12 protein-coding genes are annotated in these 13,022 nt (G+C 63.6%); 6 read left to right on the plus strand and 6 right to left on the minus strand.

Going from position 1 to position 13,022, the window contains the following annotated elements; genetic code table 11:
• The first annotated feature begins 91 nt into the window (after positions 1-91).
• From pyrC to GTK01_RS06515, 4 genes are all read left to right on the plus strand, one after another.
• Complete coding sequence (gene pyrC, locus GTK01_RS06500) at positions 92-1,129, plus strand: dihydroorotase (RefSeq protein ID WP_252925045.1); 1,038 nt, start codon at positions 92-94, stop codon at positions 1,127-1,129.
• Complete coding sequence (locus GTK01_RS06505) at positions 1,126-1,320, plus strand: DUF3329 domain-containing protein (RefSeq protein ID WP_252925046.1); 195 nt, start codon at positions 1,126-1,128, stop codon at positions 1,318-1,320. The genes pyrC and GTK01_RS06505 overlap by 4 nt, the downstream gene beginning before the upstream one ends.
• Positions 1,321-1,385: 65 nt before the next feature.
• On the plus strand, positions 1,386-2,960 hold the full coding sequence (locus GTK01_RS06510; protein WP_252925047.1) for a class I adenylate-forming enzyme family protein: 1,575 nt from the start codon (positions 1,386-1,388) through the stop codon (positions 2,958-2,960).
• The gene (locus tag GTK01_RS06515; protein ID WP_252925048.1) at positions 2,957-3,637 is read left to right on the plus strand and encodes a glutathione S-transferase family protein; all 681 of its coding nucleotides are present in this window, start codon (positions 2,957-2,959) and stop codon (positions 3,635-3,637) included. Before GTK01_RS06510 ends, GTK01_RS06515 begins: the two co-directional genes overlap by 4 nt.
• A gap of 12 nt (positions 3,638-3,649) precedes the next feature.
• Here GTK01_RS06515 and yghU read toward each other — a convergent pair whose 3' ends face one another.
• On the minus strand, positions 3,650-4,519 hold the full coding sequence (gene yghU / locus GTK01_RS06520) for a glutathione-dependent disulfide-bond oxidoreductase (RefSeq protein ID WP_252925049.1): 870 nt from the start codon (positions 4,517-4,519) through the stop codon (positions 3,650-3,652).
• Between the two features lie 264 nt (positions 4,520-4,783).
• Between yghU and greA the strand changes: the two genes are divergently transcribed.
• Positions 4,784-5,266, plus strand: a complete 483-nt coding sequence (gene greA / locus GTK01_RS06525) for a transcription elongation factor GreA (protein WP_252925050.1) — start codon at positions 4,784-4,786, stop codon at positions 5,264-5,266.
• Positions 5,267-5,501: 235 nt separating this feature from the next.
• Here the strand turns inward: greA and GTK01_RS06530 are convergent, their stop codons facing one another.
• The 5 genes from GTK01_RS06530 to GTK01_RS06550 form a co-directional block, all read right to left on the minus strand.
• Positions 5,502-6,476, minus strand: a complete 975-nt coding sequence (locus GTK01_RS06530) for an ABC transporter permease (RefSeq protein WP_252925051.1) — start codon at positions 6,474-6,476, stop codon at positions 5,502-5,504.
• The gene (locus tag GTK01_RS06535) at positions 6,469-8,025 is read right to left on the minus strand and encodes a sugar ABC transporter ATP-binding protein (RefSeq protein ID WP_252925074.1); all 1,557 of its coding nucleotides are present in this window, start codon (positions 8,023-8,025) and stop codon (positions 6,469-6,471) included. The genes GTK01_RS06530 and GTK01_RS06535 overlap by 8 nt, the downstream gene beginning before the upstream one ends.
• Positions 8,022-9,185: a Gfo/Idh/MocA family protein gene (locus tag GTK01_RS06540; protein WP_252925052.1), complete on the minus strand. Its 1,164-nt coding sequence runs from the start codon at positions 9,183-9,185 to the stop codon at positions 8,022-8,024. The genes GTK01_RS06535 and GTK01_RS06540 overlap by 4 nt, the downstream gene beginning before the upstream one ends.
• 80 nt (positions 9,186-9,265) lie before the next feature.
• The gene (locus GTK01_RS06545) at positions 9,266-10,378 is read right to left on the minus strand and encodes a substrate-binding domain-containing protein (protein WP_252925053.1); all 1,113 of its coding nucleotides are present in this window, start codon (positions 10,376-10,378) and stop codon (positions 9,266-9,268) included.
• A gap of 41 nt (positions 10,379-10,419) precedes the next feature.
• Positions 10,420-11,241 (minus strand): sugar phosphate isomerase/epimerase, encoded by an 822-nt coding sequence (locus tag GTK01_RS06550; protein ID WP_252925054.1) that lies wholly within the window; start codon positions 11,239-11,241, stop codon positions 10,420-10,422.
• A 220-nt stretch (positions 11,242-11,461) separates the two neighbouring features.
• Between GTK01_RS06550 and GTK01_RS06555 the strand changes: the two genes are divergently transcribed.
• Positions 11,462-12,865 carry an ROK family protein gene (locus GTK01_RS06555; protein WP_252925055.1) on the plus strand — a complete coding sequence of 468 codons (1,404 nt, stop codon included), beginning with the start codon at positions 11,462-11,464 and terminating at the stop codon, positions 12,863-12,865.
• Positions 12,866-13,022 lie beyond the last annotated feature (157 nt).

Here is a 13,022-nt window from a genome sequence, read left to right on the forward strand (position 1 = left end):
CCGCGCCATTGGTCGAAAAGAATATAGGTGGTCTTTCGGGCCGCTGCTGAAATCGTCTAAGGAGAGCCGCACGATGCGGCTGGAGGATGAAATGAAGCAACTGACGATCAGGCGACCGGACGACTGGCATGTGCATCTGCGCGATGGTGCGGTGCTGAAGGCCGTGACGCCCGACACCTCGGCGCATTTCTCACGCGCGATCGTCATGCCCAATCTCGTGCCGCCGGTCGTGACGACAAGGGACGCAGCCGCCTATCGCGATCGCATCCTCGCCGCCATTCCAAGCGGGCACGACTTCACACCGCTGATGACGCTGTATCTCACCGAAGGCACGAGTGCCGAAGACGTCGAGGTGGGTTTCCGCTCCGGTCTCGTGACGGCCGTGAAGCTCTATCCGGCCGGCGCGACGACCAATTCGCAAAGCGGTGTGCGCGACCTTTCCAAGGTCATGCCGGTTCTGGAGCGGATGGCGTCGATCGGCATGACGCTTTGCGTCCATGGCGAGGTCACCGATCCGTCGACCGACATCTTCGACCGCGAGGCGGTGTTCATCGAGCGCGTTCTGGCCCCGCTGCGCGAGCGCCTGCCCGAACTTCGCATCGTCATGGAGCATGTCACGACGAAGGACGGCGTCGATTTCGTCAGCTCGCAATCCGAGAACATGGGCGCGACGATCACGACGCATCACCTGATCATCAACCGCAACGCGATCCTCGCTGGCGGAATCCGCCCGCACTATTACTGCCTGCCCGTCGCCAAGCGCGAGGAGCACCGGCTGGTGCTGCGCCGCGCGGCGACGTCGGGCGACGCGCGTTTCTTCCTCGGCACGGATTCGGCGCCCCATGTCGACCCACTGAAGGAGTGCGCCTGTGGCTGTGCGGGCATCTATTCATCGCTGAACACCATGTCCTGCCTCGCCCATGTGTTCGAGGAAGACGGCGCGCTCGACCGGCTGGAAGCCTTCGCCTCGCTCAACGGCCCGGCCTTTTACCGCCTGCCGCCGAACGAAGCGACGATCACGCTTGAGCGGCGCGAGACGGCATGGGATTATCCCAGGAAGCGCAACACGGGCGAGGACGACATCACCGTCTTCGATCCGATGTTCCCGCTTCACTGGGTGGCTACATGAAGCTCTTCGATACCGACCATCCGTTCTTCAGGCCGCTCTGGATCAGGCTTGCCGTCTGCGCGGTCGCAGGCGGCTGGGCGGTCTTCGAGTTCTCGACCGGCGCCACCGTCTGGGGCCTGATCTTCCTCGCCTTCTTCGCCCTGTCGGTCTGGGGCTTTTTCATCGACTTCAATCCGCGCGAACCCGACTGACGCGTTGCGCGCAGCCTCCCGCCATGCTCCCTTCGCGGGCGTCGCGTGAATCGGGAGGAGATGCGTTGACGCAAGAAGACCAGCCGGCGCCCCGCGCGCCCGGTATCGATCCGCAGATCGTGCGCCTGTCGTCGTGCCTTACCCTCGGCGCGCTCTTTGCCAATGCCGCGCGCGCCGGGCCGGAGCGCATCGCTGTTCAGGAAGGCGAGCGGCAGCTCACCTATCGCGACGCCGACCAGCGCAGCAATCGTCTCGCCAACCATCTTGCCGGGCTCGGCATCCACCGCGGCGACCGCGTCGCCATCATTTCCGAGAACCGCTGCGAATATATCGAGACGTTCATCGCCTGCGCCAAGCTCGGCATCATCGCCGCCTGCCAGAACTGGCGGCTCGTCGATGCCGAACTGCGCCATTGCGTCGAACTCGTCGCGCCGAAGGTGATCCTCGCTTCGCCGCGCTTTGCCGGCCGAACGGCCATGCTTGCCGACATCGCGCCGATGCTGGAATTCGGTGCGCCTTATGAAGCGGCACTCGCCGCTGCCAGCGAAGCACCCGTCTCCGACCGCTGCAACGGCGAGGACGGGCTGGTCATCCTCTATACGAGCGGGACGACCGGCATGCCCAAGGGTGCGCTGATCAGCCAGCGCGCCGAGATCGCGCGTGCCTATATCCAGATGACGGACATGCCGAACACGGCCGACGACGCCTTCGTCGCCTGGGCGCCGCTCTTTCACATGGTCTCGACCGACACGGTCTTCATGACGCTGATCCAGGGCGGAAAGGTGATCGTGACCGACGGGTTCGACGCCGACGAACTGGCGCGGATCGTCGCCGCCGAGACGCTCGGCCGGCTGACGCTGATGCCCGGCATGATTACCGCCTTCCTCGACGCGATGAAGGCGGCCGGCCAGTCGGCGCGCGGCGTCAGATGGGTGGGCGTCATGGCCGATCTCGTGCCGCGCGAGCAACTCGCCGAGATCACCCGCACCTTGAATGCGCCCTATCTCAACACGTTCGGCGCGACCGAGACCGGCTTTCCACCGGCTTCGCTCTCGGCCATTCCGGTCGGCGTGGTGCCGACCTCGCTCGACAAGCGCCAAAGCTCGTTCTGCCAGATCAAGCTGGTCGATCCCGAAGGCCGCGAAGTGCCGGACGGCGAGCCGGGCGAGCTTGCGATCCGCAGCCCCGCGCTCTTTTCCGGCTACTGGAACAACGAAGCAGCCAACGCCGAGGATTTTCGCGGCGGGTGGTTTCATATGGGCGATGTCTTCACGCGCAATCGCGACGGTTCGCTTTCCTTCGTCGACCGGCGCAAATATCTGATCAAGTCGGGCGGCGAGAACGTCTATCCGGCCGAGATCGAGCGCGTGCTGCTCGCCCAGCCCGGGGTGGCGGACGCCGTCGTCGTGCGCAAGCGCGATCCGCAATGGGGCGAGGTGCCGATCGCCTTCGTGGTGCCGAAGGCGAAGCTGGAGGCGGGGACGCTGATCGAGCGCTGCCGCGCAGAAATCGCCCGCTATAAGGTGCCGAAGGAAATCCACTTCGTCACCGACGCGGACCTGCCGCGCAGCACCACCGGCAAGATCATGCGGCACGAACTCGAAAAGCGCCTGACAGGCAGCAAGGCAAGCAAACGATGATCGAACTCTACCATTGCGTAAACGCCCGTTCCTTCCGCCCGCTCTGGACGCTGGAGGAGATGGGGCTCGACTACACGCTCCACGTGCTGCCGTTCCCGCCGCGCTATCTCGCCCCGGGCTACAAGGACATGAACCCGCTCGGCACTATCCCGCTCCTGATCGACAGCGAGACCCGAATGACCGAATCGAGCGCGATCTGCCATTATCTGGCGACGCGATATGGTCCATGCCCACTGGCGGTAGCGCCAGACGAGCCGGACTATGGCGCCTATCTCAACTTCCTTCACATGGGCGAGGCGACGCTGACCTTCCCGCAGACGCTGGTGCTGCGCTATCGCCATTTCGAGGAGGCCGAGGAGCGGCGCCTTCCGCAGGTCGCCGACGACTATGCACGCTGGTTCCTCGCCCGGCTGCGCGCGGTCGATGCGCGCCTTGCCGGCCGCGACCATCTTTGCGCCGGCCGCTTCACCGCCGCCGACATCTCGGTCGGCTATGCGCTGATGCTGGCGGCCACGATCGGGCTCGATGCCGAGTTCTCCGAGACGCTGCGCGCCTATTTCGACCGCATTCGCGCGCGTGAAGGCCATCGCCGCGCGCAGGCGCGTCAGGCCGAGGGCGCGAAATCCCTCGGCCCGGTGGACCAGTTCGGCCGGCCGCTTGCCTCGCTGGCAACGTGACCGGCCAGAGGTCTATTCTGCCGCGGTCGCCAGCTTGTCCTGGGTGTTCGTGTCGAAGTCGCTGGCATCGTGGCGCTCGTGGAGCTGGCTGGCCGGTTCGCCGAAGGCGCGGTTGACCATGCGGCCACGCTTGACGGCGGGTCGGGCATAGATCTCGTCGGCCCAGCGCACCACGTTCTTGTAATCCTGCACCTGCAGGAACTCGCCGGCTTCGTAGAGCCAGCCCTTCACCAGCCCGCCATACCAGGGCCAGATCGCCATGTCGGCGATGGTATAGTCTTCGCCAGCGATGAAGCGGTGTTCGGCGAGCTGGCGGTCGAGCACGTCGAGCTGGCGCTTCACCTCCATCGCGAAACGGTCGATCGGGTATTCGAATTTCGCCGGTGCGTAGGCGTAGAAGTGCCCGAAGCCGCCGCCGAGATAGGGCGCGGCGCCCATCTGCCAAAAGAGCCAGGAGAAGCATTCGGCACGCGCGGCCGGCTCGGTCGGCAGGAAAGCGCCGAACTTTTCCGCCAGGTGCGTGAGGATCGCACCCGATTCGAAGATGCGGATCGGCTTGTCGCCGCTGCGGTCCATCAGCGCCGGAATCTTCGAATTCGGATTGATTTCGACGAAGCCCGAGCCGAACTGGTCGCCCTCGTTGATCCTGATCAGCCAGGCGTCGTATTCGGCGCCCTTGTGGCCGGCAGCGAGCAGTTCCTCCAGCATGATCGTGACCTTGACGCCGTTCGGCGTCGCCAGCGAATAAAGCTGCAGCGGATGCTTGCCGACCGGCAGTTCCTTCTCATGCGTGGCGCCCGCGATCGGCCGGTTGATGCTGGCGAACCTGCCGCCGCTTTCCTTGTTCCATGTCCAGACCTTGGGCGGTGTGTAGTCGGTCATTTCCACACTCCGATGTCGTTGCTGCGCCGTTTTCGACGCCGTTGGAGATAGGGTAGCCACTCGCGTCCGTCCTGTCTCTTTTGAAAAATTGACCTGACTTCTGCGTGAGCGAACGCCCGAAGGAACGGGCTGCCGTCGAGCGGGTTGATGCTTGAAAGCGCCCGTAAGCCGATATTGTCGCACCTTGCACTTTTTGAGCGGCGACAGGAGTATGTGGAAGACGCTATTCTCGGATCGGGAACGTGCTGCAAGGAGCATGGCAAAGTGAGCGTGGCATTCGTCAAAGAGGAAAGCGCCGAGGCGGCATCCGAAACCGTCCTGCCCGCGCGGCCGATCTCGGATCGGATCAACCTCGTCACGGAAACGGGCCTGCGGATGCTGCAGGACGAACTGGCCCGGTCGCAGCACGCACTCGAAGCCGCCAATGCTCTGGACGACGTCAACGAGCGACGGCGGCAGTCCGCGGTTCCTGCGCGGGATTTGCGCTATTTCGCAGAGCGCGTGCGAACCGCGGAACTGCGCGCGCCGCCCGCTTCGAACGACGCGGTCGCGTTCGGCCATACCGTCACGTTCGAGCGCGAGGACGGCAGATCCCAGACCTTCCGCATCGTCGGCGAAGACGAGGCGAACCCGTCTGAAGGAACGATATCGCACGGCTCGCCGGTGGCGATCGCACTGATGGGCAAGTCGGTCGGCGATGTCGTTCAAGTCGGCGAGCGTGAACTCGAGATCATGTCGATTTCCTGAGCCGCGACCTTTCCGGCAAGTCGGACCATTGCCTGTGGGGCCGAAAAGTCGTGCTGACGAGAGCAACAAGAGATCCGAACCGATCAAAGGCGGCTCGCGCGCAGCAGCGGCGAGGCAAGCAGGACGCGCGGTCGAATTGAGAGTCAGCTTTGGAAGCCGATTGGCAGGTGCAGCGCCTGACATTTCTCCGCTTCGCCCACCAAGGCTCGGATGGTCGTGGCAAAGCCGCTCACGGTCACGACCTCTTTTGACTGAGAGCGACGGCGAGGATGATGATTCCTCCGCGGGCTATGAGTTGCTGGCTGTATTCGAGACCCATCAGGATCAGCCCGTTGTTGATGACGCCGATCATCAACGCACCGAAGATGGAGCCGATCACGGTTCCTCGTCCGCCAAAAAGAGCGGTCCCGCCAAGGACGGCCGCCGCAATCACCGAAAGCTCGTCGCCTTCGCCCAGCTGGAACCGCCCCGATTGCAGGCGCCCGGCATAGAGCATGCCCGCCAGCGCGGCTGTCATCGATGAGATGACCAGCACGGCCATCTTTATCCTCGCCGTGCGGATGCCGGTATATCTTGCTGCCTCGGCGTTGCCGCCGACCGCCAGTATCCTGCGGCCGAACTTGGTGTGCCGCAGCGTGACGTGTCCGATGGTGCCTGCCACGATCATCCACAGAAGCAGGCTCGGAATCGGACCAAGATTGCCGCTGCCGAAGAAGCTCGCATAATTGTCATTCAGGACGGGGATTGCGGCGGTATCCGAGATCCACATCGCGGCGCCGCGCGCGATTCCCATCATCGCGAGCGTAGTCAGGAATGTCGGGATCAACAGGCGCGTGGACAGGACGCCATTCACCAGCCCCACGACCAGCCCCGTTCCGAGACCAGCCACGATGCCAAGGCCGAGGCCACCTGCTGACAGGGCCATCGCCGTGGTGACCGAGGCCAGTCCGGCTACGGCTCCCACGGACAGGTCGATCTCGCCCGACGACAGGACCAGGGTCATGGCCACCGCCATCACGGCAATCACGGCGGTCTGTCGAGCGATGTTCAGGACGTTGTTCGGATGCAGGAATCCCCGATCGTGCAGGGTCACCGCAAAGAACACGAAGACCACGGCAAAGCCGATATAGATGATGTTCTGGCGCCAGGTCTGCTTGAAATAGCTCCAGAGTTTTTCGACAGATCCATGCGTAGATCGCGCCTCAGCCATGCCGCTTTCCTTGTTGCAGGAGCAACTGCAGCTTCTGCTCGGCCTGCAGCTCCGATTGAGGATCTTGATCGCCCGCCACCAACTGTCTGGCGTCGAAGGACTGAACGATTTCACCGCGCGCCATCACGCAGATGCGGTCGCTGACGGCCAGGAGTTCTGCAAGCTCGGACGAGATGAAGATGATCGATTTGCCTTCCGACGCCAGTTCGCGGACCAGGCGCAAGATTTCGCCCTTCGAGCCGATATCGATGCCCGCGGTCGCTTCATCCATGATGAGAATGTCAGGCGCGGTTGCCAGCCACTTGCCGATCACGACCTTCTGCTGATTGCCACCCGACAGGGTGTTCACGGCGGAGTCCGGGCTTTGGGTCTTGATGCCCATGCGGGAGATGGTGTCCCGCACGATCTGCCTTCCAGTCCGGCCGCTGATGAAGGCGGACGCGCCGAGCCTTCCGAGAACCGGCAGCTCGATGTTGTGGGCCACGCTGTGCTGGAGGACCAGTCCCTGACGTCGGCGGTCCTCCGGCACGAGCGCCATTCCGGCGGCCATCGCAACCTGGGGTGACGTGATCTGAAAGGGCTCGTTTCGGAGGAGGATCTCGCCGGCTCCGACGGGTTCCAGGCCGAAGAGCATGCGCGCCAGGCGGCTTCTGCCCGATCCCAGCAAGCCGGCGATGCCCAGGACCTCGCCTTGATGAAGGGCGAAGCTCGCGCCGGCACCCGTGCCTCCGCTGCGCAGGTTCCTGACCTCCAGAACGACATCCTCGCTGCTGGTCGAGGCCGTCGCATATTCGAGCAGGTCGCGGGTCGCCTTGCCCATGATGTCCGCGATCAGCGTGGTCAGCGTGTAGTCGGCGATCGGTCTTGTATCGATATGACGTCCGTCGCGGAGCACCGTGGCGCGATCGGCCAACTGGAAGATTTCGTCCATGCGGTGCGACACGTAGATTATGGCTTTGCCCTCGCCTCGCAGGCGTCGCACCAGGCCAAACAATATCTCCACCTCGGTGGCGGTAAGCGCCGACGTCGGTTCGTCCAGAACCAGTATGCGTGCGTCCTGGGAAAGCGCCTTGGCGATCTCGGCCAGTTGCTGCTGGCCGGTCGACAGTTCGCCGACAAGCGCCGCGGGGTCGATCTCGACGCCCATGTCGCGAAAGATTTCCAGGCTGCGCTCCCGCATCGCACGTTCGTTTATCAACCCGGTTCGCCCGAGGGGTTCGTTGTTGAGGAACACGTTCTGGGCAACTGTCAGAGTCGGGACCAGGCTCATCTCCTGAAAGATCATTCCGATCCCGTGCTCGCGGGCCGCCTTCGCCGTGAGGGAAGGAAACGAACTGCCGTCGACGATGATCTCGCCACTGTCGGGCGCAAGCACCCCGCGCAGAATTGTCAGGATCGTCGATTTGCCGGCGCCGTTCTCGCCCAGGAGCGCATGGATTTCGCCGAACTGCGCGGAGAAATACACCTCGCGCAGGGCGTGAACGCCGCCGAAGCGCTTCGAGATGGCGCGCATCTCGACGGCGATGTTGCCGTTGGCCCCTGCGTTCATGCGACGTCTACCCAGGCTCCCGCTTCGGCCGATTTGGCGATCGCATCGGCAATGAGAGAAATCCGGTAGCCGTCCTCGAAATTGGGCGAGGGCTGCTCTGCCGACACGATCGCTTTGATCAGGTCGTAGCACTCGATGATCTTGGTGTCGCCGTATCCGATGCCAAGCGCCGGGATCGGCCACAGACCGTCACCATAGGGATGAGGTGCCCCGGTATAGATCGTCCGGAAACCCCTGGCGTCCTCCGGGTCGTCGGCAAACATCGCCTGAAGCTCGTCTCGGCGTTCGTAGTTGAAGGCGAGTGAGCCTTTCGAGCCGTGAATTTCGAAGGTCAGGAAGTTGTTGCGGCCATATGCGTTTCTCGTCGCCTCGAGAGACCCTACCGCGCCATTCGCGAATTTCAGCATCGTCATGACCTCGTCGTCGACATCGACGGGGCCGCGCTCCGCATCCCTGTTGCCGCCGCCTACGCCCAGCTTGTCGACGGTGCCGGACTGTTTGGGCCGGGTGGGGATGTAGGTTTTCACCAGAGCGTTGACGGACGCGACGTCTCCCACGAGGTAGCGCGCGAAGTCGAGCGCGTGGGTTGCGATATCGCCGATGGCGCCGGATCCGGCGACCGATTTCTGAAACCGCCATGACAGGGGCGAGTCCGGATTGGCGGACCAATCCTGCAGATAGGTGCCGCGAAAATTGAGCACCTCGCCGATGCGTCCGTCCTCGATGAATTTGCGCGCCAGAGCGACCGCCGGTGTTCGGCGGTAGTTGAATGCCACCATGTGGATGGAGCCGGACCCCACCACCGCATCCAGCATCGTCTTTGCTTCCGCGGCCGTTCGCGCCAATGGCTTCTCGCAGATGATGTGCTTTCCGGCGCGGGCGGCGGCGATGGCGATTTCGGCGTGGCTGTCATTGGGCGTGCAGATGTCGATGATATCGACATCGTCACGCTCGACCACCGCACGCCAGTTGGTCGCCGATTCGTCGAAACCGAACCTTCGCTGCGCGTCCTGGGCGGCTTCTTCGGTCAGGTCCACGACCACTTTCCGTCTCGGCAGGGCCGGCGCCGGCCAAAAATACATGGGCATCGCGGCGTAGGCCAAAGCATGGGCCTTCCCCATGAACCCGCCACCGATCATCGCCACATTCAGCGTTCGCATATCGTCACCAGTCTGCATTCATGAGGAAGGGGGGCAGAGTCAGGACGAACTGCCTCCGCGGCGCTCGGGAGGCGCTGTAGTCAGTTCAGGCTATCGCGCACGGTCGCGGGCGCATCGGCGTGATAGACCTGCTGCCATGCCTCGAGAAGGTTCGCCTTTTCCACCGGCAAGGCAGGCAGAGCCACGTATGCGGGTGCATCCTTGCCAAGCAGGCCATAGCCAGCCAGCATGGCTTCGGTCACCCCCTGATCGAACGGGCGCTGCGCGCCAAGTCCCTTCACATATCCGCCGCGGGCCATGTCGATGGCGACGTTCTCGCCCAGGTCGACGGTCGTGATGACGAGATCGTCGCGTCCGAGCGAGCGGGCGGCCGAGATCACGCCTTCGGCCGGAACGTCCCAGACAGCCCAGATCCCCTGGAGGTCGGGATTGCTGACCATCATCGCCGAGGCGACCTCTTCGGCATCTCCGGTGAAATCAGGCCCGCCGATGCCCTGCTCGGCAACGATCTCGATGTCGGGATAGTTCTCGGTGATCGTCGCCTTGAACGCGTCGTAACGCTGCCGCGTCACGAAAAAATCGGCGGCATGGAACACAAGGCCGATCTTGCCGCCTTGATCCAGCGCCTTCGCCATCAGATGAGCGGCCGCCACGCCGTTTCCGTAATTGTCGGCCGATACGGCGCTGATGTAGTCCTTTCCGGCCTCGAAGCCGCTTGGAACATTGTCCATGAAGACGAGCTTCACGCCTGCCGTCACCGCCTGGCGATAGGCGTTCGCCGTCGCCGACGGATCGGTGGGTATCGAGACGATAATGTCGGGATTTTGCGCAAGTATCGTCTCGATGTCGGAAACCTGCTTGGCCGGATTGAAGTTGGCATCGGTAACGGCAATGACTTCGACGCCCATCTTGCCGAACTGATCCCGCAGTCCGTCGATCTGAGCCTGGGACCAGTCATTCCCGCCATAGTGCATGACGATGGCCGCCGTGGCCTCGAGGCCCTGGATCTGTGCGATTTCTTCCTCGGACAGGCTGATTTCCGAGGCGGAAACCGGTTCTTCGCCATTGGGACCGGTGCTGAGCGTTTGCTGCGACAAGGCCGTCAGTGCTTCGTCCGGCGATTGGGCCAATGCGGTGCCTGCAATACCGCAGGCAAGCACGGCAGCAAGTGCAGTGTGAGCGATGGTTCTCATTCTTTCCTCCCTGTTATTTCAGTTCGACCCGGCAAGAGCTCCTAGCCGAGTGCCTTGGTCAGAAAGCGGTGACTTCGCCGCGCGCCGTCCAGCGGATCTGGCCAGGCGTCGAGTTCGTTGGTGATCCACCCGGAAAAACCCATGGCCTTCAGTTCCTTGACCACCGCCTCGTTGTCGAGGTCGCCCTCGTCGAGCGGCGTGAAGGCGAAAGGCTCCTTCCTCAGACCTTTGAGGTGGACATAGGTGATCCGGTCCCGGTGCTCGCGCACCATCGCGGCAGGGTCGCCGCCCGCGGCCGCCAGATGCGCCGTGTCCGGGCAGAAGCGGATCCCCGTCAGCTTGAAGACTTCGCGCACAGCATCCGGGCCCTCCACGAGTGTGGTCAGGTGCGGATGGTAGTGAGCACTCAGCCCTGCTGCCGAGGCAATCTTGTCGACCTTGTCGAGCGTCGCCGCCAGGCGCTTCAGGTCGTCCGGCCGGCTGCCGCCGGCGCGCTTGGCTCCCCCGCCAACGACCAGATGCTCGGCGCCCAGCTCCGCTCCGGCTTCCGCAGCCAGGCGAACGCGGTGCAGCTCCTCCTCGAGGATGTCGTCGAATAGGAAGTTGCCACCTGAATATGCAGCCACGAGCGCAAGACCCGCGTCGGCCAGGATGGCCCGCAACTCGCCATAACGGCCGCGGTAATCGACGAGATTTCCGTCGAACATCTCGATGCCGCTGTAGCCGGCGGCCGCTATGTCCGTCGCGGCTTTCCGCATGTCCCCGAAGGTTCGGTAGAAGAGCTGAGCTGCCGATGTGACGCCGACAGCCTCGCCGCCGAGGGGCCCCCAGCAATTGGCGTGATAAGCCAGTTTGACCGCCATCGAAGACCCTCCCAGCCCTTCATTCTGGTCGCTCGGTCCGCCAGAATCCGGGTGCAGCCTACGTCCTGCTTTCGAGGGAAGTCAATAATTTTTCAAATTAAGTGCGGTTTCTTTTGCTGAAAAACAACAAAAGCATTACTTGCCCCGGCGAAAGGCTTGCGATATCCCGGCTTCGGAAGGGCAGGGTTGGCGGGGAGTCGAGGGACTGGATGCGGGAGCAATGACGGACAAGATGGACAATTCCGGAATTCCTGCGACCGCCAGTTCGAAGCGTCAGAGCGCCCGGAATGTCGGGCGCCCGCGGACCACCGAGTCCGGCTATGCAAGCCTTTCCACACTGCTCAATCTCGTTCGCACCGGCGTCGCCACCACACGCCAGGAACTGGAGAGGCACTCCGAGCTCGGCCGGGCGGTCGTCAGCGACCGGCTGTCGACACTCGTCAAGCTTGGCCTTCTGGAAGAAGGCCGGCTCGGAGAGGCGGCCGGCGGCAGGGCGCCGCGTCACATGCAGTTCCGGGCGGCAGCAGGCAGCGTGGAAGTGGCGGTCATCGACCGTTCTTCGATCGCGGCGGGAATTGCCGACCTGAACGGATCACTGCTCATGGAGCATCATGAGGCGTTCGACATTACAGCCGGCGGGGCGGTTCTTGTCGAACGGCTGACGACGCTTTTTGAATGGATGCGCGATGAAAGGTCCGATCTTGGCTCGGTCTGGGGCATCGGCCTCGCGCTTCCGGGACCGGTCGCCCAGAACGGCGAGCTCGGAATAAGCAGTCCGGTTCTTCAGGCGATCGAAGGGTGGACGGACTATCCTTTCGTCGAAAACTTGATGGTCCGCAACCAAGCGCCGGTTTGGGTGCGCAGCGGCATTCAGATGATGACGGCCGGTGAGCATTATGCCGGCGCGGGAGGAAATCGCGGAAACCTGATCCTGGTGAAGTTGGGCCGCTCCTTGAGCGCGGGCGTGGTTGCCGACGGAAAGCTGTTGCGCGGCTCGGAGGGAGCATCCGGCCTGATCGGATATACGAGATTGGGCGACGAGGGCCTGGACAGCCTCGCCGGCAGCGATGCCATTGCGGCGGCCGGCCTGCAGGCGGCTCAGGATGCTGAAAGCCCCTTTCTTCAGAGCGTGCTGGCAAGAAACGGTGTCGTCGACGAGAGTGATGTCGGTCACGGCGCGCAATTCGGCGACGCGTACTGCATCGAACTCCTGACCCGGAGCGGACGGCTGATCGGCGAGGCATTGGCTCCGCTCGCAAATCTTCTCAATCCGGACGTGATCGCCCTCGGCGGAGCCATGGCCCATGCGGGCGACACGATCCTGGCCGCAGTTCGAGAGGCGGTCTACCGGCAGGCGCATCCGCTGGTCACGCGCAATCTGAAGATCGTCACGTCGCAGATGGGAGGCACCTCAGGGCTCGTTGGCGCCGCTCATGTCGTGACGGAGGAGATTTTCGCACCCCGGTTTCTGCAGGGCTGGATCCTCAACGGTTCGCCCTTGCACCATCCGGAGTTCGCGGATCAGCTCGATCTGGCGCGTTCCACCATCGCCGTTCCCTCGAAGGGCAGGGTGGCACCTCCGCTCGAGCGTCGCCCCGTGGCGGGATCGATGGCGGAGAAGTGAACGTCCAGCCGGATGCAGGCCCGGTCGGGGTGATCAGCCCCCACTGACGGGTCCGGCTGGAATGTTAGTGCATTGACGGTCTTGTTGCCAGCGCGGGCGGCATCGCTGGTTGGGTTTGCAGGGCCGTCCGCGCGGCGAAGGCTGGGATGAAGACCTC

This window comes from Aliihoeflea sp. 40Bstr573 (assembly GCF_024105655.1).
In the GTDB taxonomy this organism is placed as follows: Bacteria; Pseudomonadota; Alphaproteobacteria; order Rhizobiales; family Rhizobiaceae; genus Aliihoeflea.